The sequence below is a fragment of the Mucilaginibacter sp. AK015 genome (genome assembly GCF_014200785.1).
Lineage (GTDB): Bacteria > Bacteroidota > Bacteroidia > Sphingobacteriales > Sphingobacteriaceae > Mucilaginibacter.
Map to the genome: position 1 here is coordinate 512,557 of NZ_JACHCV010000003.1, position 26,999 is coordinate 539,555.

Consider the following 26,999-nt stretch of genomic DNA (forward strand, 5'->3'; position numbering starts at 1 on the left):
TATATAAACCATCATGAAATATCTTCAAAAAATAACATTTGCAATAACAGCAATAACAGCCTTGAGTAGCCAGGTAAAAGCACAGGATCACCGATTTGATCCACCCTGGAATACCCCGCCTGAAAGCAAGGTGCAATTTACCGTCCCGGGAGTCGACAATGTACCCGATCTGTTCGGCGACATTAACGACCCGCAACTGGTGGTATTCTTTGCCGGAAATCAGTTCATGTGTATAGACGACCTGCTGGCCGCGTTCAAAAAACAATACCCGCAATACCAGCGTGTATTTGCCGAAACCTTGCCACCGGGCATACTGGCTAAGCAGATCATAGGTGGCAGCATTGTTATTGGGAACATGCGTATCACCTTGAAACCCGATGTTTACACTGCAGGAAAAAGCCGGATCGATCAGATGCCGGAATATTTCAGCAAGACCGCACCTTATGCCTACAACCGTTTAGCTATTATGGTGCAAAAGGGTAATCCTAAAAAAGTGAAGGGATTGAAAGACCTTGGGCGTAACGATGTGCGTGTAAGCATGCCCAATCCGGAGTGGGAAGGAATTGGTAAACGTATAGAGGAAGCTTATGTAAAAGTGGGCGGTGAAACCTTAAAAAATACGATCATGGATACCAAGGTTAAAAACGGCAAAACTTTTCTAACCCAGATACACCACAGGCAAACGCCAATGCGCATTATGTATCAACAGAGTGATGCTGCACCGGTATGGTACACCGAAGCCTATTATCAGAAAATGATCGGTTACCCGGCAGATATGGTGGAGATCCCTGAGAAAGATAACATCAGCGCCACTTATGTGGCCGGACAATTAAAGGCCGCGCCGCACGCGCAGGCTGCGCAGGATTTTATGGACTTTTTAGTAAGCCCGGTAGCCAAATCAATTTACCGGAAATATGGTTTTATAACAAAATAACAATATGAAAAGATCGATCATTATCATAGTTCTCATGGCCAATGTAGCTGTGGCCTTCGCCCAAAAAGACACCCTTCACATTTACGGACCCGGCGGCCCGCTTTCAGCCATGCAGGATTGCGCTAAAGCATTCACCGCTAAAACAGGTATTCCTGTAAAAGTAACCGGTGGCCCGGAACCGAAGTGGCTTTCACAAGCGCAGGCAGACGGCGATGTGATCTACGGCGGTGCGGAATATATGCTTACGCAGTTCATGCAAACCCATCCGGGAATGGTTGATGCAGCCACACGTGTGGAACTTTATAAAAGACGCGCGGCCATATTGGTAAGGTCGGGGAATCCAAAACAGATCACAAGTTTAAAAGATCTTGCCAAACCCGGTATAAAAGTGCTGGACGTGAACGGAGCCGGGCAGTTGGGCTTGTGGGAAGATATCGCCGGTAAAGAAAACCTGATCGGCGCGATACAAAAAAACATCGGCGGTTCCTACGCCAATACCGCGCTGGGCATCGAGGCCTGGAAGAAAGACAAAAGCTATGATGCCTGGATCACCTACGCATCGTGGCACAATAATTTGAAGGATGTTACGCAAGTTGTGGAATTGTCTTTGGCATCACGCTTATATCGTGGTACGCCGGTAGCACTTACATCCAATACCAAACAGGCTACGCAAGCCAAACAGTTCATTCAGTTCTTGCAAAGTGTCGATGGCCATGTGATATTTAAGAAATGGGGCTGGGAATAAAGCTCATATTTAAAACCCTAACATGAACTGAACGACAGAATCAGCCTGTTTTTGCCTTATATGCTTGAGCTGTTTTTCATAACCTTAGGCTATCAACCATCTGTTTTGACGATGAAAATGACTTGGTGTTATGATTGATCTTTGAGTTATAAGCAAAGAGATCATGAAAACTATTCAACGTTATGTACATTATCAATTTGATGACCAAGCAATAATAATTGGCAACAAGGTTATAAATATAGCTGTATCAGTCATCGCCTTGGCAGCAGCTACTTTCCCATTTTTGTTGTTATTTTTCCGACTTAGCTAATAACATTTATCAGTATGTTCGATTTTCGATTACAGGTTTTTCATACAGTGGCCAAGAGGCTGAACTTTACTAAAGCTTCTGCTGAGTTGTATATCAGCCAGCCTGCGGTAACCAAGCATATCAAAGAACTGGAGGAACAGTTCAAAACGACGCTGATAGAACGTAGCGGGAATAAAAAAATATCGCTCACACCTGCTGGCGAAATGTTGCTGGCTTATGCGGATAGACTGGCCGCTGTTTACAACGAGCTGGACTTTGATATGAACCTGCTGATCAAAAAACATTCGGGTACGTTGCGTATCGGTGGCAGTAATACGGTTGCGCAATACGTGATCCCCCCGGTATTAGCCCGGTTCCACGAAAAGTTTAGAGACGTACAAGTGAACCTGGTGCCCGGTAATACTGAGCAGGTGGAACTGGCATTGTTAAACAAAGAGATCGATCTGGGTATAGTAGAGGGCATCCTGCGTAATCCGCAACTCAGCTATCAGGAATTTTTGAGTGATGAACTGGTGCTGATCTGTAGCGCCTCAAATACTTTTAAAAAGGACAGCATTAAACCGGAAGAATTAAAAGATTTACCCTTATTACTACGTGAACCAGGTTCAGGGACTTTGGACGTCATTGCTCACGCTTTAAAGCCTTTCAATATTAAGTTATCAGATCTGAATATCGAGATGCAGTTAGGCGGCACGGAAAGTATAAAGTCTTATTTGCTACACAGCAAATGTTTTGCATTTGTATCTGTGCAGTCGATATTAAAAGAACTAAAATACAACGAATGCAGGATCATTGATATCAAAGATCTGACTATAGAGCGTCCATTTTATTTTATCCTGCCACACGGTCAACCTTCATCGTTAGCAGAAATATTTATGCGATTCGCTAAAAGCTATAAGAGCCTATAAGCCTCTGATATGACTGAAAAGAGAAATAAAGTCATCATCATGTTTATTGCTGAAGCGCCTGGTTCTATCGATAAACATTTTTATTTAAAGAACACCAATTTATTCCGGGCAATGCGCACGGCCTTTGAACAGGCTTTTGGTAAATTTAGTTCTGCTGACGACTTTCTTGACTTTTTTAACAAGTCCGGATGCGTCTTGGATCACCTTTATCCTTTGGGTAAAGAAATATTGACTAAACCAACGGGTTATGCTGCCCGGCAGTTGGCAGATCGCATGCGTTCGCTTCAACCTGATCATGTTATTATTCTAATGAAGCGTATTGCTCCCGTTATCTGCAAAGCTGCCGTCGATGCTGATTTTCCCTCGTCTAAAATTCTAATTACAGCATATCCAGCAGGAAGTGAAAGGAACAGGCAGCTTTTTATAAGAGATGTATCAAATTGGTCAAAAAAAATGTTCGATAATATTTAGTTATCGTGATGTCTGTTTACCATAATAGATCTCTTTACGGCAATAGGATCTGATAGCTTGGTTGGGCTGGAAACTTTCCCATCATTTGAGGGTTTATTTATCATATTCAAATGCTATGAAAATATCTAAATATATCCACTCTTGCCTACTACTGGAAAAAGACGGTTTTCAGTTATTATTCGATCCCGGTAAGTTTACATTTGCCGAGGACTTAGTAAAAGTGGAGCAATTTATTAAAGTCAATGCTGTCATCATTACCCATAGTCATCCCGACCACCTGGACGTGGAACAACTGAAAGCCATCGTTAAATTAAGCGGCGCTAAGATTTATACCAACAAAGAAGTCGCTAAAGAATTAAAAGAGTCCGGGCTATCTTATAACTTGGTTGAGGCCGGGTTGTTCGATATCGGTCCTTTTGCTTTGCAGGCGATCAATGTAAAACATGAAAATATTCTTGATAGTCCATTGCCTGATATGCAGGCCTACTTGATCGATGGCAGGGTCTTAAATCCTGCGGATTCTTTTGGCACTTATGATGATGAATTTCAACAGCCTGAATTATTAATACTGCCTGTTATGGCTCCGTTTACGACAGAGATAGCGGTAGCGGAGTTTGCTGATCATATTAAACCCAAGGCCGTACTACCGGTGCACGATGGCTACGCCAAGGAATTCTTTTTAAAACAACGCTACGAGACCTATAGTAAGCACTTTGAAAAACGAGGGATCGTATTTCATCAGGCCATGCAACCGGGTTTTAGTATTAGCATTTGAAGAAGCAGTATTAGGTAATAGATCTTAAGACTGCTAAATTTACTCAATGATACAGTTTGGCCCTGCGTTGCAATTAGAATTAGAGGCAAATAGCCAGCGTAAGCAGTTGCCTGCCGGTACGGTGCTGATGTCGTCAAACAGTTATGTGCGTTCGTTGCCGGTGCTTTTATCCGGCAGTATGCGGGTGATGCGGCAGGATGAGGATGGCCGCGAAATATTACTTTATTACATTAAGCCCGGCGAAAGCTGCATCATGTCATTCCTGGCCGGGATACATGAAGATACCTCGAAAGTACACCTGGAGGTGGAAGAGGATGCCGATGTACTGATGTTGCCCATTACCAAAGCCAGCGAATGGATAAAGAGCTATCCCGAATGGGCCGATTTTATCTTTAAGCTTTACCACCAGCGTTTTGAGGAATTACTCACGGTAATTAACGAAGTGGCCTTTCAAAAACTGGACGACCGCATTGTTGAACTGCTGAAGAAGAAGGCTGCGGTATTTAATTCCCATGAGTTTCAGCTCACGCACCAGCAACTGGCAGAAGAGTTAGGCACTACGCGCGAAGTGATCTCACGCCTGCTTAAACAGATGGAAAAGAAGGAAATGATCATTCTTTCCCGCAATAAGATCACTTTAAATTTCCCTGTGTAACATAAGTCACTAATTACCGGGCTTAAAGCGGATAGCTTTGTTCCATCAATCATCAGATTTTGGAAATAGCAGGTTACGCAGCTTCGGTTTTAATTGGTTTATCCCTCGGTTTGATAGGCGGTGGTGGCTCTATCTTAACCGTACCTATTCTCGTTTGTTTTTTTGCTATTGATCCGGTATTGGCCACCACATATTCTTTATTTGTAGTTGGGCTCGCAAGCACCGCAGGTGCGGCCAGCCATTATCAAAAGGGCAATGTAGATGTGAAAACGGCATTCTTATTCGGTTTACCCTCATTAACGGCGGTATTTATAATGCGGCGATGGGTAATGCCGATCATGCCAGTTCATTTATTTACCCTCGGCCATTGGGCGTTAACCAAAAGTATGCTGCTGATGCTGATATTTGCCGGGTTGATGCTGGCCGCATCAGTTTCCATGCTACAACGGACAAAAGGAATCGAACTTGCATCAATTGAGATCAATTACCGAAGGCTTATCTTACAGGCCATAGCGGTTGGCCTCATCACTGGTTTTGTGGGGGTTGGCGGTGGCTTTTTGATCATCCCTTCACTGGTATTATTCGCCGGTCTGCCGATGAAAAAAGCTATAGGCACCTCGCTCATGGTGATGGCCATCAGCTCGCTATTGGGGGTATTGGGTGATATCACCGGGCATGTAGCCATCAATTATTCGTTCTTAGCCATCTTTTCGGGTTTCGCCATTGCCGGTATCATTCTCGGCAGTTACCTTACGCGGTTTATCAGCGATACGCGCCTGAAACCGGCCTTTGGCTGGTTTGTACTGGCTATGGGTATCTTTGTTTTAATAAGCACTTTAACCAACTCCTATGAATATCATTAAACACCCCTGGCCCTGGTATGTAGCAGGGCCATTAATAGGCCTCATCGTCCCGGCGCTATTGCTATTGGGTAACAAAACATTCGGCATCTCATCCACCTTGCGGCAGATCTGTGCGGCATGCATTCCTGCAAATGTTTCCTTTTTTAAGTTTGATTGGAAGAAAGATGCCTGGAACTTGTTTTTTATCGCCGGTATAGTGTTGGGAGGATTCATCGCTGCGCATTTGTTATCCAACCCCGGCCCGGTAGCCATCAACCCTAAAACTACCGCCGCTTTACAGCAACAAGGCATCAAAGATTTTACAGGGCTGCTGCCGCAGGATATTTTTGGTTTCAAAGGGCTTGCAACTTTAAAAGGATTTGTATTTATCGTTGTCGGCGGTTTCCTGGTCGGCTTCGGTACCCGCTATGCAGGGGGCTGCACATCCGGGCATGCCATTATGGGTATTTCCTCTTTGCAATGGCCTTCGCTGGTCGCAACCTGTTGCTTTATGATCGGCGGCTTTGTAATGACCTGGTTGATCTTACCTTATTTATTACAGCTATGAGGAACCTGAAATTTTTACTGGTCGGGATGTGCTTCGGTATCATCCTGATCAAATCCGAAGTGATATCGTGGTTCCGCATACAGGAAATGTTCCGCCTGCAAGCCTTCCACATGTATGGCATCATCGGCAGTGCTATTGTAGTCGCCATGATCTCCATCTTGTTGATCAAACGATTCAATATCAAAACGATCCATCAGGAAGCGATCATCATCCCGGATAAGCAGTTTAACTGGGGCTATGTTTATGGTGGTTTGATCTTCGGATTGGGCTGGGCGCTTACCGGTGCGTGCCCAGGCCCCATATTCGCGCAGATCGGCAGCGGCATTTTAGTTACCTCAGTTACCCTGTTGAGCGCCATAGCAGGTACCTGGGTTTATGGTTTATTACGTGAAAAACTTCCACATTGATATGAAAATTGAACAATTTGAAGATAAAGGGCTATCGCATTATTCTTACGCGGTATTAAGCGAATGCGAAAACAAGATCGTGCTGATCGACCCGTCAAGAGACATTACGCCCTACCTGTCTTTTGCCCAAACGCATGGTGCTGCCATCATCGCTGTGATCGAAACCCATCCGCATGCGGATTTTGTAAGCGGACATCTGGAATTGCAACAGGTTACCGGCGCGGTCATTTATTCTTCCAAGCTATTGGGCGCGGAATATGCCCATCAAACATTTGATGATGGTGATGAGATCGTATTCGGTAAAATAAAATTGAAAGCTTTGAACACACCAGGGCATTCGCCAGATAGTATCAGCATTGTTCTGGAGCATGATGGCAAGGACAAAGCTGTATTTACAGGTGATACTTTATTTATTGGTGATTGCGGCAGGCCCGATCTGCGCGAGCAGGCGGGTAACCTAACTGCGAAGCGCGAGGAGTTGGCTAAACTAATGTATCATTCGCTACGCGATAAATTGTTGACTTTAGATGATGTGGTTGGGGTTTATCCGGCACATGGGGCAGGTACCTTATGCGGCAAAGCATTGAGCGAAGCTAACCGCAGTACCATTGGTGCGGAAAAGGCAGGTAACTGGTCATTACAGGAAATTAGCGAAGCGGAATTTGTGCGCGAGTTATTGGCAGACCAACCGTTTATACCCAAGTATTTCGCCTACGATGTCGCCTTAAATAAGCATGGTGCCATAGGCTTAAAAACAGCTTTAGCCGATGTCCCTGTCAAAAAACCAATTACGTTAAACAGCAAACTGTTTATTATTGATGCAAGGCCTGAAGCAGATTTTAAAAAGGGGCATCTACCGGGATCGATCAATATCCAGGACGGCGGCAAGTTCGAGACTTGGCTGGGTAGTATCATCGCGCCGGAAGAAGTGTTTTACCTGGTAGCGGAAAATGAGGAGAAATTAAAGCAATTGATCAGCAAAACGGCAAAGATCGGTTACGAAGCTTTTATAGAAGCTGCATTCGTTGTAGCGGGTGGCGATGAACAAATGGCAGAGCTGCATTTGGCGCATTTTGCAGCGCACCCGGAGCAATATACTATCGTCGATATCCGTAATGAAGCAGAAATAAAAACACAGCCGGTCTTCAGGAACGCCATCCATATTCCACTGTACGAGCTTCGGGAATGTTTAGCGAATATACCTTTAAGTAAGCCTGTCGTAGTACATTGTGCCGGTGGGTACCGCAGTGCTGCGGGAAGCAGTATCATTGCCAACGCGTTGGGGACAAAAACCAAGGTATTTGATCTGGGCGAGGCGATCAAAAACTTTATATCCTAACAATGGCAAACAAAAAAGAACACTGGGAAAACGTTTATGCTCAGAAAAAACTGACCGAAGTAAGCTGGTACGAGCCAATACCGTAAACCTCGTTAACGATCATCAATAGTTTTGACCTTCCCAAGGATGCCGCGATCATCGACATCGGCGGCGGGGACAGTTTATTGGCCGATCACCTGCTGGCATTGGGCTACACCAACATCACCGTTTTGGATATTTCCGCTAAAGCCATTGGTAGAGCAAAATTGAGATTAGGCGATAAATCCAATGAAATTAAATGGATCGTGAGCGATGTACTGAATATTGTAACCGGCGATCAATATGACCTTTGGCATGACCGCGCAGCTTTTCATTTTCTTACCGAACCAGAAGATCAAATCAAATATGTGGCGGCGGTAGCTAAATATTTAAACGCTAATGGAAAACTTATCATCGGGACTTTTAGTATCGATGGCCCGGAAAAGTGCAGCGGATTAGCGGTTGAACGTCATTCACCTGCTTCATTATCAAACATTTTCCGGGAGCACTTTCATTTAACGGGAAGTATGGAGCATATCCATCATACGCCATTTAATACCGGGCAGCTATTTAATTACAGCTGGTTTCAAAATTACCATAACCTGTAGTTATCGGCCATCGCCTTTTATGATAAAAATCATCACTAAATAAGACGGAATTTTGGGGTATCAAAAGCAAAGATCATGGATACCCAACATCAATTAACTCAAACCCATACATTTCTTCACCTGAACGAAAACACCCGCAAATTTATCTTTATTATTTGCGTGACCTTGTGCCTTACACCATTCGTCAGTCCGGCTATCGCGCTGTTATTAGGTTTGGCGGTTGCACAATTATCAGGTCACCCTTACCTGCATTTAAATCATAAGGCTACACACTTGTTGTTACAGGTATCGGTTGTGGGGTTGGGTTTCGGTATGAACGTGCATAGCGCCATGCAGGCCGGTAAAGAAGGCGTGCTGTTTACCATCGCATCGATCAGCAGTACTTTGGTGTTCGGTTTCCTGATCGGCAAATGGCTGAAGATCGAAACGAAAACTTCTTACCTGATCTCAAACGGTACGGCTATCTGCGGTGGCAGCGCCATTGCAGCCATCTCTCCGGTGATCAAGGCCGAAGAAAAACAGATCTCTGTCGCTTTAGGTTGTGTGTTTATACTGAACTCTATCGCGCTGTTTGTGTTCCCGGTAGTCGGGCATTACTTCAACTTATCACAAACCCAGTTCGGTTTATGGTGTGCCATTGCCATTCATGATACCAGTTCTGTTGTCGGGGCTGCCAGTAAATACGGCGCACACGCTTTAGAGGTAGCTACTACAGTGAAATTAGCCAGGGCGCTGTGGATCGTGCCGATCTCATTTTTGTCGACCTTTCTGTTCAAAAACCAATCTAAAAAAGTAGCTATTCCTTATTTCATCGGGTTATTCATTCTGGCAATGATCGCCAACACTTATCTGCCGGTAGTAAAACTGATCAGCCCCTACATGGTCATGATAGCGAAAGCTGGACTTACCTTGACACTGTTCCTGATCGGTGCAGGTCTATCTCGCCAGGTATTGGCTTCAGTAGGATTCAAACCCTTGGTGCAGGGTGTGGCGTTATGGATATTGATCTCAGTGAGCGCCTTGTACGCTATCCTGCATTTGGTATAGATGAACATGGGGTCGAGAAGTATCAAATGCCCTTTTTTCGGTCGGTCGTTTTATTTTTTAGGATCAGGCTGGGTAGTATTTGGTTCTAAACCAAAAAGCCAAATTCACTAATGCTATCAGCGCCGGAACTTCCACAAGCGGGCCGATCACACCGGCAAATGCTTCACCTGAATTAATGCCGAACACGCCGATGGCAACAGCGATAGCCAGCTCAAAATTGTTACCGGTTGCCGTAAAGGCAATAGATGTCGATCTTGAATAATCGGCACCGAATGACTTGCCGATAAAAAAACTGGCAATAAACATAATGGTAAAATAGATCACTAATGGGATAGCGATGCGCACTACGTCGAATGGTATTTTTACAATCAGATCACCTTTTAAGCTGAACATGACGATAATAGTGAATAGCAGGGCGATCAAAGTTATCGGCGATATGAAGGGTACATATTTGGTATTGAACCATGTTTCGCCTTTCAGTTTAATGAGCGTATAACGGCTGATCACGCCCGCTGCAAATGGAACACCTAAATAGATGCCGACCGACTTGGCAATTTCTGCGATCGTAATATTAACAGCCAGACCTTTTAAGCCGAATAGGGGCGGCAGGATCGTAATGAATATATAAGCATAAACACTGTATAACAGCACCTGGAAAATACTGTTCAAAGCGATCAGGCCGGCGGCATATTCACGGTTGCCCTCAGCGAGTTCGTTCCAAACCACAACCATCGCGATACAACGGGCCAACCCGATCAATATCAGCCCGATCATATAATCAGGATGGTCGCGCAATAGTGTGATGGCAAGAATAAACATGAGTATCGGACCGATGATCCAGTTCAAGATCAGCGAAGCGCTCAATACCTTAGTATTGCGGAATACTTCGCCCATGTTCTCGTATTTCACTTTGGCCAATGGCGGATACATCATCAGGATCAGGCCAATGGCCAGCGGGATATTGGTGGTACCGCTCGAAAAGGAATTAATAAAAGTGGCCGATGAAGGGAAAAAATAACCAAGGCCAACACCAATGGCCATCGCCAGGAAGATCCACAAGGTGAGGTAACGGTCAATAAAGCCTAATCGTTGTCTTTCAACAGTCGGCGCGCAGTGGTCAATACTCATTAGTCCTTTAGGTTTTCGTTCACGAAATTCCTTGCGTATTGCCTGATCATTTCCCGCACTTCGCGAAACTGCTCCATAATTTGTTCATCTGTACCGGTAGCTTTGGCCGGGTCCGGAAAATTTTGATGCAGTTTAATAGCCTTGGTTGGGAAGTAAGGACAATTCTCCTTCGCGTTATCGCAAACGGTGATCACGTAGTCGAAAGGGATATCGGCATACTCATCTACATTGTTGGAAGTATGGCCGGATATATCTATACCATCACGCTTCATGATCTCAATGGCTTTGGGGTTTACGCCATGCGTTTCGATACCTGCGCTGTAAATAGTTGCTTTGTCACCTGCAAAATAACGCAGGTAACCTTCGGCTATTTGGCTGCGGCAGCTGTTTCCTGTACAGAGCACTAATATGTTTTTCATTTATAATTTAATTAGAGGTTTTGACATAACGACTGCCGAAACCGGGCAGACATGGGAAAATTCGGATGAAGCTTTTAACGGTTCGGGCACTTCTTCCCGGCTGACGCGTTTAAAGCCATGGTTTTCAAAATGACCAGGAGCTGTTTCTGTCAGCAGAAAAAGCTTGGTCATGTTTTGATCTAAGGCTGTAGCTTCAATTTTTTGCAAGAGTTGAGCGGCGATGCCTTGTTTTCGGAAATTGGGGTGAATGACCACCGAACGCAGTAGACCATTACTGCCGTAGATCTCCACTCCGGCGGCCCCGATGACTTCGCCATCGTTAATGGCGACAAAGAAATTGTTCAGTGTTTCCGGCAGATCTGCATAAGGTAGTTTGGCCAAACTTAAAAGTTCAACTACTTCTGCTTTGTAAGGTTGCGCAGCTTTGATCTCCATGATGAAGTTGTTTAACAGCAGCCCCCGCCCGGTGTGCAGCAGGCTTCAGCGGGTGCAGCCAGGTTCACTAATTGTACTTTTGGTTTTTCAACGACCGCAGGCGCACAACATTCCTCACCCTTATCATTCGTGCCGCAATTGCCGCCGCGACCAATAGCCTTGCATTGCACCGCATCCGGGCGCAGGTCAACGATTAAAGCATTTTCACTCACGATCATTTCATTGGGGAACATTTGGCGGGTATCAAATTCAGAGTTACCGAACTCGATCTTTACTGTACCATTGGGGTTCAGTGGCAGCATTTTCTCGACGATATCCACGATAGATAAAGCTTTGCCTACTTTCATCGAACGCTCTTGCTGTTCGCCCTCCGGCACCCAAAGCTGTACGATAATTTCTGTCCAGGCATTCATTACGCCGCCGCAATCCACGGAAGTGATCGGCGCTTGTTTGATCTCGGTGATATGGTAAGCTGGATCTACCAGTTTGCCTTCTGCATATTGGAATTGCAGGTCAAGGTCCGGATGCTGTAATAAGGTATCCTTAAAGGTTTTCCAATTGTTGGCTTCTATTTTATTCATGGCTTTGTATTTGTTGCTTATTGTAATATTACGATAGATCAAGCCAAAAAATTTTAACAGCAGCTATCGTTCTTTTCTGTGTAAGAGCCAAACAATATATTCAATTCCAGTTGCAGGGCTTTCCAGGCTTTGGGCTCAATACAATAACATACACTCACCCCCTCAATAGTCCCTTGTATCAGACCGGCATTCTTCAGCTCTTTCAAATGCTGCGAAATGGTCGCTTGCGCTAACCCCAGTTCTTCTACCAGATCGCCGCAGATACAGGCATTCGCTTTAATGATCTGCTGTAAAATAGCGATACGAGCGGGATGCGCAATGGCTTTTAACTGCACTGCCAGCTTGTTTTGCTGTTCGTTGAATATGTCCGTTTTGGTAATGCCCATAACTATATTGCAATATTACGATTAAATTGACAATCAACAAATTTTATTAAAAGACAGACTGTATCGATTACAAGCAACTTTAATAACGATAACCTTGACCTCTTTTCTTTTTCTTTTTTGGCCGGTCTGACTGGGGAGAGGCGGCAATATGTGTTTGCTCCAGTAATACATCTAAGAACTTTCCGATTGTTGTACCAGTAGATGCCATCATTTTTTGTGGTGTAGTAAATTGTTGCTGAGCAACTCCTTCGGCTAATTCCTTTATTTGATCTTTATCAGGGGAAAACTGTTCTCCCGCAGAGAGTATGTCCATTTGGCGCCTTTGTTCAAGGCTACCGTTTTTTATTACATTGGCATAAGCCATAGTATCATGCAAGCCACGGTCAAATTTAAAATGTTGATCAAAAATATGCTCGCCACATTGCTTGAAAGCTACCCGGTCAAATTCGCCCATCTTTTTAGAATGTTCGACATTTCTTCCGCGTGAGTTATTCATTGGGCTTAGCTTTACAGTATTGCTGGCATCCTTACGGCTGACAATCACTTGTATGTGCATTTGTTCTCCCGGCTTTCGTTCTCCCCGTTTTTTTAAGCCTTCCTTTACTTCCTTATCCTCATAACTGTAATAGCGGTAATTTTCCAATTTGGCAAACCATATCAAGTCATTGCTATCTTTAATATTGGCCCGGTTAAAATTGCGCGCATATTCATCCATCACCAATACTGCATAACCTTTCAGTAGTTCCTTAACTTGTTCCCGGTTATTCTCTGCGAACAGGTGATTGAGCTCTTTTTGACTCGGGCTGATATTTACAAGGAAGAATTTTGCATCATTGCGGCCGAGTTTAGCAATATTATTATCAATCTTTTGCCTTACTTCATAGGCGGCATAAAGATTATCTGTTTGATTAAACCAATATTCTTGCTGTGCATTATCTAAACGATTCTCCTTTTCCAGATAATTGACCAACCCTCCTGCACTGCCCTTGTTATCTGCTGTTTTGCTGTCTGTTATATTAATAAACATATCTTATCTTAATATTTCTATTTGTGCTTTTGTAGTTGACAACAATTCTTCCTTTTCCCGGCCGGTATTAAAACCACTGATATTTTCCCTGGCTTTCACGTAGCCCTCCAGTATCAACACAAATTGCTTCTTCAGTTGGTCTTTACCGGTTTGTTGAAGTTCTACACGCTTCATCACATCAGCAATAAGTTTAAACCTGTCTGATGCTGTTTGCTGCCCGGCCAGCATTGTATTTAAACTTGGCGACAACGTTTCGTTAAAAAAAGTTATAACATTCCTAAATGCTTCAACCATTCGGTCTACTTCCCGCCGGGTAGGTATCAGCAAATCATTTTCCTGGGTTTTAATGAAGCCAATCAAATCTTTATGGTTCTTTATGAGCGAGTTCTTTAGCATTTCATCATTCAGATCCATTGGATCTTTCTTGCTTTTGTAGAAATAATCTACCATTTGAATAAATATCTGTCGCTTTGTCCTTCCCAATTTCAAGGCAATCTTCTCAAACTTTTGATCGACCGCTTCGGGATACCTTACCGACCTGGTGTTAATGTCTTGCATACATCACAATTTTTTTGTTAAAACTTTGCTGGCATTAAACTATATATCTTGATACATAGATGTACAGATAGCCAGCTATATGGGATACCATTAAGTATCCTGAAATTGGCCTTTTTAAAGCCGTAGGAGCAGGCAAGTATCCCCGGAGGATACTTCAAACCCTTTTTGCAGCGCAAAAAGCAAGCAAAGTAGGGCTCTGCCCAACTTCCGCTTGCTCCCTTATGGGACAAGCCAGGTAGCCATCCATATTTGCACAGTTGATATTAAAAATGGTTGTCGCACTTCGCGCGACAACCATTTTTAATGGCCAAGAGAAGTACTTGAGGGAGTGGACTTGAATGGTGGGTAATATCATTCTTGAGATAATTGAGTAATAAATTGATATGCCGGTAAATTGGTACACTGATATATGTTTATGTGGTTATCCCAATACAAAATAGCTGGATAACAATTTATCCAGTTACATAGATATATTATTACCAACATGGCTTTCAGAGTCGTTTACTTTCCAGTTTTCCGGCCAGTCAACCGTACTTGCTTTTGTCGGGTGATAGGATGGCAGATAGAGGATGTAACCAAAGTCCCGTAACTCTTTAATGCACTTTTGATAAGTGGCGGTGGATGCAATTCTTGACGTCGCCATTAAACCGCTTCTGCTTATTTTAAATGGACGCTGATAGCCTGAGCGCTGCCAAAAAATGAAAAGCCCTGAGAAAAGACTGACATGTGTGGGAAACAACCGCTCATCCTTACCCAGTGATCTGAATAACTTTGAATAGCCTTTTAAATCCATTGAAGATGATAAGGCTTTCATTTTACACCTCCTTCTAACAGTTTGTGAATATCTTCCAACTTGTAATAAAGCATTCCGCCAATTTTGGCAAACCTTAGTGTGCCATTGATACGCAGGTTTTGTAAGGTGCCTGGTGATATATTTAAAAGCTTTCTTACCTCTACACTTTTAAGCCACTTTTTCCCCTGGCTTTCTACAGGCTCGATCATTTGCCTGATCTCCTGGAGCAGGTCTTTTTTAAAATCATTCAAATCGTCTTTCGTGATCACTTCAATTGCCGCCATATTTGATTTGTTTAAATTGCAAAACAGTAAAAATTAATTATCAATGCTCCTAACGACTATCAACATCTATTTGAGAATCGTTGAAATGCCTAAATGATGCAGAACAAATTTAGTTAATGTTTTGATAAAATAAAATAATATCAAAACATTTCTTATTTTTGTATCATTCCACTGAAATATATTTAACGAGAGATATATTACATTTGAAAAATCATCATTGGCAGGTACTTAAATAATGGGGAAGATCGCTTACAAAACATATTTGAATGACAGGCTTAAACAAGTGGACTTTCATGGTACGCCGACATTTCCCTTATACATACAGATTACTCACGAACGAAAAAGCATCTTTTTTAAAAGCTATTATTTCCAGTTACTCTCAAAGCGTAAGTATTTGATCGTTGTTCCGGGTATAGTTTCTAGAGGGCCATCGTTGGAGTTTGTAAAGAGCAGGGAAGAAGTGATTATTAAGTATTGTATTGAACAACTTGGTGATGCTTTTTCGCTCGACATTTTCAAAGCATCATATGATGGCATGAGCACTGATCTGTGTGATATGCTGGAAGGTGGCTTTTTTGAATACCTGTTTAATTTCTTTTGGGACGAGGGAAACCCGTATATGCGGGACGCTATACAAAATGCGGTCTCTACAGTGAACCCGTATGACTTGCTTCATGACTTTAAACGTATGTTTAAAGCCGACTTTTATAATAAGTTGATAGAAAATTCCTTTTTTTATGCGCCTCCGTATTTGCCGCTTTATGGATTTAAAGATGGCCCGCAAAAAGGAGATCCGATTATTTTTTCTGTTATGGATTGGCAGGATGATTCTGTTAAAAAGAAATTTAAAACTTACGTGGAGAAAACTTACCCGTTTGCGAAAGCTGATGAAATAGTAAAAGCTGTAGATACCTGGGCACAAAAGTATTTGTCCTCATTTTCCGGAAAATGAAAAAGCCGCTCCATTTGAAGCGGCTGACAGGAAGTATGTTAACGACTTGGGCCTCTGTAAGGTCGCAATTCTTGTGTAGGCGAAGGTGGTATGAATTTCTCGACAATAGAGTTTATCCGATCGACAAACTTTTCGGGTATATTAATACTTTGATAAACAACGCTTCGATTTTGGATGCTAAGCAAGGAACGAAAATGTTGGTTACTTTTTGAAGCATCAGCGATCTCTACGTTATCAAAGTGATCGGCAAACCGTTCGATATATTCCAACCCTAAATCGTAGTTCTGTTGAATGTTTTTTATATCTACAAAATGTCCACCGTTTTTAACTCTTTCATTCACACGGAAAACAGATTGCTCAATACTATCTAAAGTCAAATAAATCAACTGGGTGGCATAACCGTGCGCTTTAAAATGAGCAACAACATCCATCAATGATTCGTCTCTGAAATTTGTTTCCAAAGTAAAATGCCGTCTATCTTTAACAGCGGTATTCGCCTGTCTAAAAAAATCTTTAGTCGCTTCCTCATATATGCGTCGTTTAGGCATATGAGGTGATTGGGCCTCTATCTGTGCAACAACTTTGTCCACGTCAAAAATAATGGCACCAGGTTTCGACAAATCTTTAGAGAAAGTCGATTTTCCCGCTCCATTTGGCCCCGCGACAAATAATAGTTGCGGGTTTGACATAAGATTAAAGGGTTTTTATAAAGTGTTCCTGATATTTATCGTCCATCCACATCAAGTCCTTGCGGTCAACGTATTCGTGTACCGCATGGGACGTAGTTGGGCAAACAGAGGGATCGTAATATGTGATGTAACCACCTTTAGCAAATTTTTCCTTTTTCATCGCTTCGTAGGTCGGCCTAAGTCGTTCCTGCCTTTCTTCTTCTGATAGATCAAAAAAGGATTTTAAACGTAAGTCGATTGCTGCGTTGTTACTCATGGTTTGACGGAATGTTCTCATACAAATATAAAAATTGAAATATTAAGAATTATGAATGTTGATATTTAGGCGGTCTTGGCTACACGTTTCTTTGGTAACAGTTTAGCCTCTAATTGCGACATGTCTTCGCTGATTTTATGATCCAAAACTTTGGCATATATCTGCGTGGTCTTGATGCTGGTATGCCCCATCATTTAAGATACCGTTTCAATGGGTACACCATTATTTAGGGTAACGGTAGTGGCAAACGTGTGGCGGGCAATATGAAAAGTGAGTTCCTTTTCAATATCACAAATACCTGCAAGTTCTTTTAAGTAAGCATTCATTTTTTGATTACTCATAACAGGTAATAATAGGTTTTCAGCGATACATTGCGGATGCTTATCGTAGGTGCGAATAATACCTGCTGCCACAGGTAAGACAGGGATACGGGAAAGTGTATCTGTTTTTTGGCGCTGGGTATATATCCAGGTTTTGTTGTCAATTCCTTTTACCAGTTCAGAACGTTTAAGCTTTCGTGCATCAACGTAGGCCAGCCCCGTGTAACAACTGAAAACAAAAATATCCCTTACCGTGCGTAAGCGTGCGTTCGGGATTTTCTTTTTTGTCAACCGGTCAAGCTCTTTAGTGTCGAGTACCTGCCTGTAAACCTTTTGGGTACGTGGCTTATAATTCAGATATGGATCGATTGTCAGCCAGCCATTACCCAGACAGATCCGCACGATCTTACCGAGGTTCTTAATATATTTTATAGCAGAATTATTGGCGCACTTACGGACAGTCCGAAGGTAGTATTCAAAATCGTTCAGGAATGCAAAGTTGATCTTGCTAACGGGGATATCAGTAATATTATATTGCCATTGCATAAAATCCTTGGTGTGCATTAAAGCTGTTTCGTAACGCTGCCAGGTGCTTTTCTCAAACTCATGCCCAATCAAAGCTTTCATCTTCTCATTGTGGTCTTCAAATATGGCCACAAGGGTTCTTGCACGTTCTAGTTTACCTGTGTAGCGACTCTTAATGGTTTCTACCGTTACTGTTTCATCGGCAGCAGTCATCTGTCTATGGATTTCGTAAAGCTGATGCTCAATACTGCTCATGAAAGCATTAAGGGAGCGGGCATCTTCTTTATTGCCGGTCGCCCTGCCGGTATCAATATCCCAGCGGTCAGGATTACATTTCCGGCCAATGGAAATTTCGGTACGTTTGCCATCCACAGTGATGCGCAAATAAATAGGGGCTGAACCTGATTCATAATTCTTAGGCTTTCTCAGGCAGAAAAGCACGGCGAGCATAGTTCTCATGTTGTTTTAACTTGCTTTTAAAGTGAACAAAATTGTTAATTAAGTCACTTGAAATCAAGATGCGCAATCACTGAACAGGTTGATATACAGATATATATCAGTTAATTCGGGAGTTGTTTTGTGGCTCGGCTATTAACTCCCGAATTATTGTCATTTTCCTTGCGAAAACTTGAATAATTTGGCTTGGCCGTAAAACAAAAAACCCTTCAAATGATATCATTTGAAGGGTTTTGCTTGGTAATGTTACCTTTTTAGCGGAATGGACGGGACTCGAACCCGCGACCCCATGCGTGACAGGCATGTATTCTAACCAGCTGAACTACCACTCCGTTTGGGATGGCAAATATACGCACCTTTTTGTTTTACACAAGCTGTTTTTAAAAAAATATCTTTTTAATTGTTTTTTGGCTTTATTTACGTCAAACAGACACTTTATCAAAAATTAATTTAAATTCGTTTCTTCATACCAATTATTTCTGCTTGCATAATTTTAAAAGAGAAAAAACATGCTGTTATTAGGCATCGACATCGGCACTTCGTCGGTAAAGGTATGCGTTGTTGATGCTGAAAGTCAGGCCATTGTAGCATCCGCATCCTACCCCGACCAGGAGTCGCCTATCACTTCGCTGCAAAGCGGCTGGGCGGAGCAATCTCCTGAGATGTGGTGGCAGCAAACCCGGCAGGCGTTAACTTTGTGCCATAAAAAAGGCGGATACGATCCCAAAAATATTTCAGCAATTGGCATTGCTTACCAGATGCACGGGCTTGTTTTGGTTGATAAGGACCAAAAAATCCTGCGCGATAGTATCATTTGGTGCGATAGCCGGGCGGTTGAAATTGGCGACAAAGCCTTTGCGGATATCGGTACCGAAAAGTGCTTAACGCATATGCTTAACTCGCCCGGCAACTTTACCGCCTCGAAACTGGCATGGGTTAAGAAAAATGAGCCGGACATATATGCACAGATAGATAAGATCATGCTTCCCGGCGATTACATTGCCATGAAGCTTACCGGCGAAATAACCACCTCGGCTTCGGCATTATCAGAAGGTGTCTTCTTCGATTTTCAAAATAATGGCCTGTCAAAAGATATTATCAGGCACTTTAACTTCAGCGAAAAGCTCTTCCCACCGGTTATGCCCGTATTTTCGGAGCATGGCAGGATAACTACCAATGTCGCTGCTTTATTAGGGCTAACCGCGGGAATCCCTGTAACTTATAAAGCAGGCGATCAGCCTAACAACGCTCTGTCATTAAACGTGCTTAAACCCGGCGAGGTAGCCGCTACCGCGGGCACATCGGGTGTTATATATGGAGTAAGCGGTGAGCTTACCTACGATGTACAATCCCGGGTAAACACTTTTGCACATGTTAATTATACAAATGAACGTAAGCGCCTGGGCGTATTGTTGTGTATTAACGGCACAGGCAGCCTGTATCGCTGGATAAAAAACACTTTCGGCGCATCGCTTAGTTATGCGGAAATGAACGCAATGGCAGAGCAAGCGCCAATGGGTTGCAACGGCCTGCGCATTATGCCTTTTGGCAACGGTGCCGAGCGTATGCTGAACAACAAGCAAATTGGCGCGCACCTGCATAACATCGACCTTAATTTGCACACAGCAGCACATGTTTTCAGGGCTGCACAAGAGGGTATTGCATGCGCTTTCAGGTATGGGTTGGATATCATGCGCGAAAATGGCATGCACCCAACCGTTATTCGCGCCGGAAAAAGCAATATGTTTTTAAGCGACTTGTTTGCTCAAACTTTTGTAAATGCCACAGGGGTGCCCGTTGAGCTTTATAACAACGATGGCAGCCTGGGCGCAGCATTAGGCGCGGGTATTGGCGCGGGTATATACCCATCGCAAGCCGAAGCGTTTAACAAAGCCGAACGGGTAGGGTATATAGAGCCGACGGATATCGAAAAATTTGAGCCCATCTACCAGGATTGGAAAGAAATTCTTGAAAATCACCTGCAAAGGAAGCAGGAAGATAAGGATCAGAAAGTAGAAACATTCAATAATCAATAACTCAATAATAAAATTATGGGAATTGTAACCGGAGAAAAAGAGTTTTTTAAGGGAATAGGGCAGATAAAGTACGAGGGGCCGCAATCAGATAACCCGCTGGCGTTTCGCTGGTACGATGCGGATAAGATAATAGCAGGTAAACCCATGAAAGATCACTTGCGCTTTGCCTGTGCTTACTGGCACTCGTTCTGTGGTAACGGCGCTGACCCGTTTGGCGAACCAACGCATATATTCCCGTGGGGCCTTAAGGATGATGCCATTGAGCGCGCCAAAGATAAAATGGACGCGGCTTTTGAGTTTATCACCAAAATGAATTTACCATTTTATTGTTTCCACGACGTGGACATAGTTGATTACACAAACGATATTAATGAAAACGAGCGCCGCTTGCAGACCATGGTTGGCTACGCTAAACAAAAACAGGAGGATAGCGGCGTAAAATTGCTGTGGGGCACATCAAACCTGTTCAGCAACCGCAGGTATATGAACGGGGCGGCAACCAACCCTAATTTTCATGTACTGGCCCATGCAGGCGCGCAGGTAAAGGCGGCTATTGACGCTACTATCGCACTTGGCGGCGCGAACTACGTATTTTGGGGAGGACGCGAGGGTTACATGACCCTGCTAAACACCGATATGAAGCGCGAACAGGAGCATCTTGCAAAATTCCTGCATACCGCAAAAGATTACGCCCGCAAACAAGGTTTTAATGGCAATTTCTTTATAGAACCCAAACCTTGTGAACCTACCAAACATCAGTACGACTATGACGCGGCAACCGTGTTAGGCTTTCTGCAAAAATATGGCCTGATGGACGATTTTAAACTAAACCTTGAGGTTAACCACGCCACACTGGCAGGCCACACTTTTCAGCACGACCTGCAAGTAGCCGCGGATGCCGGGCTGCTGGGCTCGATAGATGCCAACCGCGGCGATTACCAAAACGGCTGGGATACTGACCAGTTCCCGAACGACATTACCGAGGTTACCGAATATATGCTGATCATACTACAGGCCGGCGGCTTTGGCGGTGGCGGGATAAACTTCGATGCCAAGATCCGTCGCAACTCTACAGACCCGGCCGATCTGTTCTACGCGCATATAGGTGGGATGGACATATTTGCGCGGGCCCTCGTCATCGCTGATAATATCCTGCAAAAATCCGAATACAAAAGAATACGTGCAGATCGTTACGCATCTTTCGACAGCGGCGCGGGTAAGGATTTTGAAGCGGGCAAGTTATCGTTAGAAGACCTGCGGAAATATGCCGTGAAAAATGGAGAGCCGGAAACCATAAGCGGCAAACAGGAGTACCTTGAAAATTTGATTAACCGATATATATAACTATTATTAAGCTCCGATTATAAACCTATTTAAACCAGATAAATGAACTCTCTTACCTTTGGCGATAAGATCGTCTTCCTTATTTATTTTTTGATCGTATCTTTTTACGGGTATTGGATTTACAGGCGTAAACGCAATGCCGATGCAACCTCAAAAGATTATTTTTTGGCCGAAGGTTCGCTTACCTGGTGGGCTATAGGCGCATCTTTGATAGCATCTAACATTTCTGCCGAGCAATTTATCGGCACCAGTGGTTCCGCGTTTAAAATGGGGCTTGCCATATCTACATACGAGTGGATGGCGGCGGCAACGCTCATTATCGTAGCGATATTTTTTATCCCCATATATTTAAAGAACAAAATATTTACCATGCCGCAGTTTTTGCACCAGCGGTATAACGGCACAGTGGCTATGGTTATGGCTATCTTCTGGCTGTTGCTATATATCGTGGTTAACCTTATGTCTATCCTGTACCTGGGCGCATTGGCAATAAGCGGTATATCAGGCTTAAATATTTACTTCTGTATAATTGCTTTAGCCGTATTTGCTGTTATTATAACATTAGGCGGCATGAAGGTAATTGGCTATACCGACGTAATACAGGTGTTTGTATTGGTACTTGGCGGGTTAGCCGCTACGTACATAGCATTGGGCGAATTAACAAAAGGCGCAGCCGACCATTCCATCCTTTCGGGCCTAAAAATATTGCATAACGAGGCCTCGGAACACTTCCATATGATATTTAAGAAAGAGAATGAAAATTATATGGACATGCCGGGCCTTTCGGTTTTAATAGGCGGTATGATCATTGTTAACCTTAACTACTGGGGCTGCAACCAGTACATTACACAAAGGGCCTTAGGCGCCGATCTTAAAACAGCGCGCGCGGGTATCCTGTTTGCGGCTTTCTTAAAACTACTGATGCCGGTTATAGTGGTATTGCCCGGTATAGCAGCTTATGTGCTTTATCAACGGGGGATGTTCCACCAGGAGATGCTAAGTTCATCGGGCGTTGTGGATGTAAATAAAGCGTACCCTTCGCTTTTAAACCTTTTACCTGCCGGGTTAAAGGGCTTATCGTTTGCCGCGCTTACAGCGGCGATAGTAGCCTCGCTGGCCGGCAAGGCAAACAGTATAGCTACCATTTTTACACTGGATGTTTATAAAAAAGCCATCAACACCAAGGCCACCGAAAAAAAGTTAGTGGTATTGGGTAAATGGTCGGTTTTGGTAGCTATGGGCTTAGGTGTTGCAATGTCGCTGGTAATTGGCGAGCGTTTAATGGGCGAAGGCAAGCAGGGCTTCCAATACATACAGGAGTACACCGGTTTTGTATCGCCAGGTATATTTGCCATGTTCATCCTGGGCTTCTTCTGGAAAAAGGCATCGTCTAACGCGGCTTTATTTGCTACCATAGGGGGCTTTATATTTTCGGTGTTCTTTAAACTGCTTCCGCGCTTTGCCGACCTTAGCTTTTTATACCCTTATGGCTTTGCAAAACAAGCCTTACAGGATGATAAGGTTACCAAACTATACGAGATTCCCTTTATAGACCGTATGGGCTTTGTGTTTGTGCTTTGCGTGATAGGGATGATCATCATTTCAAAAATTGACCAGGCCAAAGGCGTTAAAACCAACGGACTGGAAATTGATGCCTCGATGTTTAAAACATCGCGTGCGTTTACTGCTGGGGCGCTCATAGTAGGTGGTATTATAGTGGCTTTATATTCGTTCTTTTGGTAAAATAGGAACTCTGAATATCGGAGCGGCTTGCATAAAGCCGCTTTTTTTTGCTTATCTCGCCAAAAAGAATTTATATTATTTTAAACCAATACTTAAATTTACCGTCTAAGGCGTATACATAACCTTAAACTTTAATAAATTGAAAAAAACATTTTTGTTAAGCGCTGCTGCTATATTGCTTAGTGCATCAGCCACTTTTGCGCAGGCTACCGCAAATCAAACAACTTCTCCTTTTATATTTCCCGAATTTAAAACAGGTACCGTTTTCCAAAAAGGTGGCGCCACCGTAGAGGCATCCCTTGATTATAATACCGTTACACAGGAAATGATGTTCGACCAGAACGGTAACAAACTAATCCTTGATGATGTTAGCAATATCGACAGTATTGTGATCCAAAACTTTGTATTTGTGCCGGCAAATAAAGTATTCTACGAAAAACTTACTAAAACACCTGTTAGCTTATTTGCCCAATATAAAGGCAAAGCGGTTAAAGCTTCGGCAGATGGGATAGGCGTTAGCGGTGCCATTGGCGGTACCATAGGTATAGTCAAAAAGGATAATCAAAAACCCGGCAGCTATGATATGCAGCTTAAAAAAGGATATAAAATAAACAATCAGGTGATTTACTGGCTCAAAAAAGGAAATGAGTTTATCGAGATCAATAACCTCAAATCGCTTGATAAAATATTTCCGGATAAAGCAAGCCAGATCGATGCCTTTATTAAGGAAAATCATACGAGTATTTACAATACTGAGGATATGATAAAGCTGATTGAGTTTAGCAATAGGTAGAAGCCCTTGACAGCGCTTTAAAAAAGGCCGGAGGTTTTGCACCTCTGGCCTTTTGATTGTTGTGCGGTAGCATAGGGCCTCCATTTCAAACAATATAACACTCCATTTCAGTCACTTATTTATAATTATTCTAAATAATTTGGATACCATAAATTCTTAGTATACTTTTGGCCATTATTTATAATTAGTCTTAATAAGGAATGGTCAAATATCAACTTACAGTATTAGCAATATCAAGTGCATTGCTTTCAATGTTTTTACCAAACGTATCTTTTGCTCAAAATAAAGGAACTGTTCAGGGTAAAGTAGTAACTACAAAAAACGAACCTGCCGATAATGTATCAATTGGCCTGGAAGGTACCGGCTATGGCACAACCACCCGGTCAAACGGCGAATTTTCTTTTAAAGCACCCTCAGGATCTTACACCATTATCATATCATATGTGGGTGTAGAGCGTGTTGAAGTACCTGTAACTGTTATTGCAAATCAAACTGTAACGGTACCGCAGATAGTAATAAAAGCCAGCTTATCGCAGCTTACAGAAGTAAACGTGATTGCTAACAGGGCAAACCGTTTTACGCGCAAGGTGAGCACCGATGTAGGTAAAATACCATTGGACAATCTGGAAAATGCCCAGAGCTATACCACTATCAGCAGCGAGCTGATCAAAGAACAGCAATTATTTACGGTTGAGGATGCCTTAAAAAATGCTTCAGGCATTCAAAAAATGTGGGATGCTACAGGCCGGGCCGGCGATGGCGGCGGTTATTTTACACTGCGCGGCTTTACTACGCAAACGCGCGTTCGTAACGGTATAGCCGGTTTGGTAACCAGCAGCATCGACGCTGGTAATATCGATAAGATCGAAGTTATCAAAGGCCCCTCTGCTACCTTATTCGGCAGCACAGTAACCTCATTTGGTGGGTTAATAAACAGGGTCACCAAAAAGCCTTATGGCACTTTCGGGGCCGAAATTGGTCAGTCCGTAGGCAGTTATAACCTAAACCGCACCACAATTGACGTTAACACTCCTCTCGGTTCTGATATCGCCTTCCGTTTAAACGGCGCGTACAGCTACGAGGGCAGTTTTCAAAACTATGGTAAAAACCGCACGTTTGCCTTCGCCCCAAGCCTTTCTGTAAAAGCAAGCGACAGGTTGTCTTTCCTGTTTGAGGCCGAAATGTTCTACGGCCGCAGTTCGGCCAAGCCGTTCTTCTTTTTCTGGTCGAGCCCGAAAGACCTTGGTGTTACCAATGCTAACCAGTTAAAAATAGACTATAAGCAGGCCTACGCTAACGATAATGTAACTTCATACTCACGCAGTTTAAATTACTTTGCAGAGGCTAAGTATAAGATATCTGATAAGTTCACCTCGCAAACCATCTTCTCATCATCAAATAGCTATTCTGATGGCCCGAGCCCTTACTATTATCTGATAACCGACGCTATCGCTATGGCAGCGCCTTACAATGCTCCAGACCTGCCTGGTGAAGGCAACTACATCCTGCGTAACGACCAGTCGACCGCAAACAGCAAGCTTGGTGCTATCCAGGTTCAGGAAAACATCAATGGTGATTTTAATATTGGCAGCATGCGTAACCGTGTTGTGTTCGGTTTAGATTTTCAGCGCCAGAACTCTCACCAGATCTTCCTTGACCACCAATATGGTTATGCCCCCATAAACGATCCAAATTTTGATTACGGCAATTTTAACAAGCAAGCGGTTGATGCCGTAGACCCGGGCACGCCATATCCATATATTTACAAAACCAATACGTATAGCGCCTACGTTTCGGACGTGCTTAACTTAACCGATAAACTCATCGCTTCGGTTGGGGTGCGGGTAGACCGCTACGAGAACAAAGGCTCGTATAACGTAGATGGCGAACAGGTTAGTAAACCCTTTGATCAAACTGCATATTCGCCAAAGTTTGGGTTGATCTATCAACCGGTAAAAGAGGCCCTTTCGTTATTCGCCAATTACCAGAACGGGTTTGTTAACCCTGGTGTTTATACGAATGGTGATGGCCAACCTGCCGTTGCCGACTTGCAAAACGCTAACCAGATTGAAGGTGGAATAAAAACCTCGTTATTTAACGGCAAGTTAAACAGTACTATAAGCTATTACCGCATTAACGTTACCAATGTATTGCGCCCCTTGCCCAATTCGCCGGTTTTCGGTCAGGTTCAAGATGGCACACAGTTGAGCCAGGGTTTCGAGGCCGAACTGGTTGCCAACCCCATACCGGCTGTAAATATTGTAGCAGGCTTTTCATATAACGATTCTAAATTTACGAAGGCGGCAGATAATGTACAGGGCTTGCGCCCTAATACTGCGGGGTCGCCTTACCTGGCCAACCTTTACATCAGCTACCGTTTACCGCAAAGCTTTGTTAAAGGCCTTGGTGTAGGCGTTGGCGGAAACTATGCCAGCAACAACAAGATCATAAACAGCATTAGCGAGGGCACTTTCGAACTCCCATCTTACACCTTACTAAATGCGTCGATATATCTCGACAGGCCAAAATATCGAATTGGGTTAACAGGCAATAACCTTACCGACAAGCATTACTACACCGGTTTTACAACGGTAAACCCACAACGTTTACGCCAGTTTGTTTTAAGTGCATCATATAAATTGTAAGT

At 43.4% G+C, this 26,999-nt stretch carries 32 protein-coding genes and 1 tRNA gene; 19 read left to right on the forward strand and 14 right to left on the reverse strand.

The features are described from left to right. The first annotated feature begins 13 nt into the window (after positions 1–13). The 13 genes from HDC91_RS14580 (at position 14) to HDC91_RS14640 (ending at position 9,627) form a co-directional block, all read left to right on the forward strand. Complete coding sequence (locus HDC91_RS14580; protein WP_157541625.1) at positions 14–934, forward strand: substrate-binding domain-containing protein; 921 nt, start codon at positions 14–16, stop codon at positions 932–934. 4 nt (positions 935–938) lie between these two features. Continuing rightward, positions 939–1,679, forward strand: coding sequence for a substrate-binding domain-containing protein (locus HDC91_RS14585; RefSeq protein WP_117392405.1), 741 nt, complete (start codon positions 939–941; stop codon positions 1,677–1,679). 163 nt (positions 1,680–1,842) lie between these two features. Next, entirely contained in the window at positions 1,843–1,989 is a 147-nt protein-coding gene (locus HDC91_RS14590; protein ID WP_157541623.1) for a hypothetical protein, read from the forward strand. 14 nt (positions 1,990–2,003) lie between these two features. Then, positions 2,004–2,897, forward strand: a complete 894-nt coding sequence (locus HDC91_RS14595; protein WP_117392404.1) for a LysR family transcriptional regulator — start codon at positions 2,004–2,006, stop codon at positions 2,895–2,897. 9 nt (positions 2,898–2,906) lie between these two features. Continuing rightward, entirely contained in the window at positions 2,907–3,368 is a 462-nt protein-coding gene (locus HDC91_RS14600; RefSeq protein WP_117392403.1) for a hypothetical protein, read from the forward strand. 115 nt (positions 3,369–3,483) lie between these two features. Beyond that, positions 3,484–4,143, forward strand: a complete 660-nt coding sequence (locus tag HDC91_RS14605; protein WP_117392402.1) for an MBL fold metallo-hydrolase — start codon at positions 3,484–3,486, stop codon at positions 4,141–4,143. Between the two features lie 46 nt (positions 4,144–4,189). Further along, positions 4,190–4,798, forward strand: a complete 609-nt coding sequence (locus HDC91_RS14610) for a Crp/Fnr family transcriptional regulator (protein ID WP_117392401.1) — start codon at positions 4,190–4,192, stop codon at positions 4,796–4,798. 59 nt (positions 4,799–4,857) lie between these two features. Continuing rightward, the gene (locus HDC91_RS14615; RefSeq protein ID WP_117392400.1) at positions 4,858–5,661 is read left to right on the forward strand and encodes a sulfite exporter TauE/SafE family protein; all 804 of its coding nucleotides are present in this window, start codon (positions 4,858–4,860) and stop codon (positions 5,659–5,661) included. After that, positions 5,648–6,208, forward strand: a complete 561-nt coding sequence (locus HDC91_RS14620) for a YeeE/YedE family protein (protein WP_117392399.1) — start codon at positions 5,648–5,650, stop codon at positions 6,206–6,208. The genes HDC91_RS14615 and HDC91_RS14620 overlap by 14 nt, the downstream gene beginning before the upstream one ends. Further along, complete coding sequence (locus HDC91_RS14625) at positions 6,205–6,615, forward strand: DUF6691 family protein (RefSeq protein ID WP_199502029.1); 411 nt, start codon at positions 6,205–6,207, stop codon at positions 6,613–6,615. Before HDC91_RS14620 ends, HDC91_RS14625 begins: the two co-directional genes overlap by 4 nt. 1 nt (position 6,616) lies before the next feature. After that, on the forward strand, positions 6,617–7,954 hold the full coding sequence (locus HDC91_RS14630; protein WP_117392397.1) for a rhodanese-like domain-containing protein: 1,338 nt from the start codon (positions 6,617–6,619) through the stop codon (positions 7,952–7,954). Between the two features lie 101 nt (positions 7,955–8,055). Further along, positions 8,056–8,580, forward strand: a complete 525-nt coding sequence (locus HDC91_RS14635; RefSeq protein WP_262512204.1) for a class I SAM-dependent methyltransferase — start codon at positions 8,056–8,058, stop codon at positions 8,578–8,580. Between the two features lie 75 nt (positions 8,581–8,655). After that, complete coding sequence (locus HDC91_RS14640) at positions 8,656–9,627, forward strand: YeiH family protein (protein WP_117392396.1); 972 nt, start codon at positions 8,656–8,658, stop codon at positions 9,625–9,627. A gap of 63 nt (positions 9,628–9,690) precedes the next feature. On the opposite strand, the gene arsB is transcribed toward HDC91_RS14640, so the two are convergent. The 9 genes from arsB to HDC91_RS14685 all read right to left on the reverse strand — a co-directional run bounded on the left by arsB (position 9,691) and on the right by HDC91_RS14685 (position 15,238). Next, positions 9,691–10,755, reverse strand: a complete 1,065-nt coding sequence (gene arsB, locus HDC91_RS14645) for an ACR3 family arsenite efflux transporter (protein WP_117392395.1) — start codon at positions 10,753–10,755, stop codon at positions 9,691–9,693. Then, the gene (locus HDC91_RS14650; RefSeq protein ID WP_117392394.1) at positions 10,755–11,174 is read right to left on the reverse strand and encodes an arsenate reductase ArsC; all 420 of its coding nucleotides are present in this window, start codon (positions 11,172–11,174) and stop codon (positions 10,755–10,757) included. Before HDC91_RS14650 ends, arsB begins: the two co-directional genes overlap by 1 nt. After that, positions 11,175–11,609, reverse strand: coding sequence for an arsenic resistance N-acetyltransferase ArsN2 (arsN2, locus tag HDC91_RS14655; RefSeq protein WP_117392393.1), 435 nt, complete (start codon positions 11,607–11,609; stop codon positions 11,175–11,177). It abuts the gene before it with no gap. Between the two features lie 11 nt (positions 11,610–11,620). Beyond that, on the reverse strand, positions 11,621–12,190 hold the full coding sequence (locus HDC91_RS14660; protein WP_117392392.1) for a DUF6428 family protein: 570 nt from the start codon (positions 12,188–12,190) through the stop codon (positions 11,621–11,623). Between the two features lie 53 nt (positions 12,191–12,243). After that, positions 12,244–12,576 (reverse strand): helix-turn-helix transcriptional regulator, encoded by a 333-nt coding sequence (locus HDC91_RS14665; protein ID WP_117392391.1) that lies wholly within the window; start codon positions 12,574–12,576, stop codon positions 12,244–12,246. 79 nt (positions 12,577–12,655) lie between these two features. Beyond that, a complete protein-coding gene (locus HDC91_RS14670; protein WP_183553389.1) occupies positions 12,656–13,603 on the reverse strand; it encodes a DUF5712 family protein in 948 nt (315 codons plus the stop codon). A gap of 3 nt (positions 13,604–13,606) precedes the next feature. Then, positions 13,607–14,161 carry a BfmA/BtgA family mobilization protein gene (locus HDC91_RS14675; protein WP_147321999.1) on the reverse strand — a complete coding sequence of 185 codons (555 nt, stop codon included), beginning with the start codon at positions 14,159–14,161 and terminating at the stop codon, positions 13,607–13,609. A gap of 460 nt (positions 14,162–14,621) precedes the next feature. After that, positions 14,622–14,975 carry a hypothetical protein gene (locus HDC91_RS14680; RefSeq protein ID WP_117392388.1) on the reverse strand — a complete coding sequence of 118 codons (354 nt, stop codon included), beginning with the start codon at positions 14,973–14,975 and terminating at the stop codon, positions 14,622–14,624. Further along, positions 14,972–15,238, reverse strand: a complete 267-nt coding sequence (locus HDC91_RS14685; protein ID WP_117392387.1) for a helix-turn-helix domain-containing protein — start codon at positions 15,236–15,238, stop codon at positions 14,972–14,974. The genes HDC91_RS14680 and HDC91_RS14685 overlap by 4 nt, the downstream gene beginning before the upstream one ends. Positions 15,239–15,473: 235 nt before the next feature. Here HDC91_RS14685 and HDC91_RS14690 point away from each other — a divergent pair, with 235 nt between their 5' ends. Further along, positions 15,474–16,190 carry a hypothetical protein gene (locus HDC91_RS14690; RefSeq protein WP_183553390.1) on the forward strand — a complete coding sequence of 239 codons (717 nt, stop codon included), beginning with the start codon at positions 15,474–15,476 and terminating at the stop codon, positions 16,188–16,190. Positions 16,191–16,228: 38 nt separating this feature from the next. Here the strand turns inward: HDC91_RS14690 and HDC91_RS14695 are convergent, their stop codons facing one another. The 5 genes from HDC91_RS14695 to HDC91_RS14710 form a co-directional block, all read right to left on the reverse strand. After that, the gene (locus tag HDC91_RS14695) at positions 16,229–16,879 is read right to left on the reverse strand and encodes an AAA family ATPase (RefSeq protein WP_117392385.1); all 651 of its coding nucleotides are present in this window, start codon (positions 16,877–16,879) and stop codon (positions 16,229–16,231) included. 4 nt (positions 16,880–16,883) lie between these two features. Continuing rightward, on the reverse strand, positions 16,884–17,156 hold the full coding sequence (locus HDC91_RS14700) for a hypothetical protein (RefSeq protein ID WP_147321997.1): 273 nt from the start codon (positions 17,154–17,156) through the stop codon (positions 16,884–16,886). A 44-nt stretch (positions 17,157–17,200) separates the two neighbouring features. Beyond that, positions 17,201–17,329 (reverse strand): hypothetical protein, encoded by a 129-nt coding sequence (locus HDC91_RS20040; RefSeq protein WP_255476735.1) that lies wholly within the window; start codon positions 17,327–17,329, stop codon positions 17,201–17,203. After that, positions 17,330–18,430 carry a site-specific integrase gene (locus HDC91_RS14705; RefSeq protein ID WP_255476736.1) on the reverse strand — a complete coding sequence of 367 codons (1,101 nt, stop codon included), beginning with the start codon at positions 18,428–18,430 and terminating at the stop codon, positions 17,330–17,332. Positions 18,431–18,694: 264 nt separating this feature from the next. Then, a tRNA-Asp gene (locus tag HDC91_RS14710) sits at positions 18,695–18,768 on the reverse strand. A gap of 177 nt (positions 18,769–18,945) precedes the next feature. On the opposite strand from HDC91_RS14710, the gene HDC91_RS14715 reads away from it, so the two are divergent. The 5 genes from HDC91_RS14715 to HDC91_RS14735 all read left to right on the forward strand — a co-directional run bounded on the left by HDC91_RS14715 (position 18,946) and on the right by HDC91_RS14735 (position 26,997). Then, positions 18,946–20,472 (forward strand): xylulokinase, encoded by a 1,527-nt coding sequence (locus HDC91_RS14715; RefSeq protein ID WP_183553391.1) that lies wholly within the window; start codon positions 18,946–18,948, stop codon positions 20,470–20,472. Between the two features lie 15 nt (positions 20,473–20,487). Beyond that, positions 20,488–21,816 carry a xylose isomerase gene (gene xylA, locus HDC91_RS14720; protein WP_183553392.1) on the forward strand — a complete coding sequence of 443 codons (1,329 nt, stop codon included), beginning with the start codon at positions 20,488–20,490 and terminating at the stop codon, positions 21,814–21,816. Between the two features lie 42 nt (positions 21,817–21,858). Then, positions 21,859–23,559, forward strand: coding sequence for a sodium/solute symporter (locus HDC91_RS14725; protein WP_183553393.1), 1,701 nt, complete (start codon positions 21,859–21,861; stop codon positions 23,557–23,559). Positions 23,560–23,698: 139 nt separating this feature from the next. Beyond that, positions 23,699–24,352 (forward strand): hypothetical protein, encoded by a 654-nt coding sequence (locus HDC91_RS14730; protein WP_183553394.1) that lies wholly within the window; start codon positions 23,699–23,701, stop codon positions 24,350–24,352. 200 nt (positions 24,353–24,552) lie between these two features. After that, positions 24,553–26,997, forward strand: coding sequence for a TonB-dependent receptor (locus HDC91_RS14735; protein WP_183553395.1), 2,445 nt, complete (start codon positions 24,553–24,555; stop codon positions 26,995–26,997). Positions 26,998–26,999: the final 2 nt, after the last annotated feature.

Excerpts from the sequence above, each read along its gene's own strand:
- HDC91_RS14580 (WP_157541625.1), top strand. The coding sequence starts at position 14 with ATGAAATATCTTCAAAAAATAACATTTGCAATAACAGCAATAACAGCC.
- HDC91_RS14585 (WP_117392405.1), top strand. The coding sequence starts at position 939 with ATGAAAAGATCGATCATTATCATAGTTCTCATGGCCAATGTAGCTGTG.
- HDC91_RS14590 (WP_157541623.1), top strand. The coding sequence starts at position 1,843 with ATGAAAACTATTCAACGTTATGTACATTATCAATTTGATGACCAAGCA.
- HDC91_RS14595 (WP_117392404.1), top strand. The coding sequence starts at position 2,004 with ATGTTCGATTTTCGATTACAGGTTTTTCATACAGTGGCCAAGAGGCTG.
- HDC91_RS14600 (WP_117392403.1), top strand. The coding sequence starts at position 2,907 with ATGACTGAAAAGAGAAATAAAGTCATCATCATGTTTATTGCTGAAGCG.
- HDC91_RS14605 (WP_117392402.1), top strand. The coding sequence starts at position 3,484 with ATGAAAATATCTAAATATATCCACTCTTGCCTACTACTGGAAAAAGAC.
- HDC91_RS14610 (WP_117392401.1), top strand. The coding sequence starts at position 4,190 with ATGATACAGTTTGGCCCTGCGTTGCAATTAGAATTAGAGGCAAATAGC.
- HDC91_RS14620 (WP_117392399.1), top strand. The coding sequence starts at position 5,648 with ATGAATATCATTAAACACCCCTGGCCCTGGTATGTAGCAGGGCCATTA.
- HDC91_RS14625 (WP_199502029.1), top strand. The coding sequence starts at position 6,205 with ATGAGGAACCTGAAATTTTTACTGGTCGGGATGTGCTTCGGTATCATC.
- HDC91_RS14630 (WP_117392397.1), top strand. The coding sequence starts at position 6,617 with ATGAAAATTGAACAATTTGAAGATAAAGGGCTATCGCATTATTCTTAC.
- HDC91_RS14640 (WP_117392396.1), top strand. The coding sequence starts at position 8,656 with ATGGATACCCAACATCAATTAACTCAAACCCATACATTTCTTCACCTG.
- arsB (WP_117392395.1), bottom strand. The coding sequence starts at position 10,755 with ATGAGTATTGACCACTGCGCGCCGACTGTTGAAAGACAACGATTAGGC.
- HDC91_RS14650 (WP_117392394.1), bottom strand. The coding sequence starts at position 11,174 with ATGAAAAACATATTAGTGCTCTGTACAGGAAACAGCTGCCGCAGCCAA.
- arsN2 (WP_117392393.1), bottom strand. The coding sequence starts at position 11,609 with ATGGAGATCAAAGCTGCGCAACCTTACAAAGCAGAAGTAGTTGAACTT.
- HDC91_RS14660 (WP_117392392.1), bottom strand. The coding sequence starts at position 12,190 with ATGAATAAAATAGAAGCCAACAATTGGAAAACCTTTAAGGATACCTTA.
- HDC91_RS14665 (WP_117392391.1), bottom strand. The coding sequence starts at position 12,576 with ATGGGCATTACCAAAACGGACATATTCAACGAACAGCAAAACAAGCTG.
- HDC91_RS14670 (WP_183553389.1), bottom strand. The coding sequence starts at position 13,603 with ATGTTTATTAATATAACAGACAGCAAAACAGCAGATAACAAGGGCAGT.
- HDC91_RS14675 (WP_147321999.1), bottom strand. The coding sequence starts at position 14,161 with ATGCAAGACATTAACACCAGGTCGGTAAGGTATCCCGAAGCGGTCGAT.
- HDC91_RS14680 (WP_117392388.1), bottom strand. The coding sequence starts at position 14,975 with ATGAAAGCCTTATCATCTTCAATGGATTTAAAAGGCTATTCAAAGTTA.
- HDC91_RS14685 (WP_117392387.1), bottom strand. The coding sequence starts at position 15,238 with ATGGCGGCAATTGAAGTGATCACGAAAGACGATTTGAATGATTTTAAA.
- HDC91_RS14690 (WP_183553390.1), top strand. The coding sequence starts at position 15,474 with ATGGGGAAGATCGCTTACAAAACATATTTGAATGACAGGCTTAAACAA.
- HDC91_RS14695 (WP_117392385.1), bottom strand. The coding sequence starts at position 16,879 with ATGTCAAACCCGCAACTATTATTTGTCGCGGGGCCAAATGGAGCGGGA.
- HDC91_RS14700 (WP_147321997.1), bottom strand. The coding sequence starts at position 17,156 with ATGAGAACATTCCGTCAAACCATGAGTAACAACGCAGCAATCGACTTA.
- HDC91_RS20040 (WP_255476735.1), bottom strand. The coding sequence starts at position 17,329 with ATGATGGGGCATACCAGCATCAAGACCACGCAGATATATGCCAAAGTT.
- HDC91_RS14705 (WP_255476736.1), bottom strand. The coding sequence starts at position 18,430 with ATGCTCGCCGTGCTTTTCTGCCTGAGAAAGCCTAAGAATTATGAATCA.
- HDC91_RS14715 (WP_183553391.1), top strand. The coding sequence starts at position 18,946 with ATGCTGTTATTAGGCATCGACATCGGCACTTCGTCGGTAAAGGTATGC.
- xylA (WP_183553392.1), top strand. The coding sequence starts at position 20,488 with ATGGGAATTGTAACCGGAGAAAAAGAGTTTTTTAAGGGAATAGGGCAG.
- HDC91_RS14725 (WP_183553393.1), top strand. The coding sequence starts at position 21,859 with ATGAACTCTCTTACCTTTGGCGATAAGATCGTCTTCCTTATTTATTTT.
- HDC91_RS14735 (WP_183553395.1), top strand. The coding sequence starts at position 24,553 with ATGGTCAAATATCAACTTACAGTATTAGCAATATCAAGTGCATTGCTT.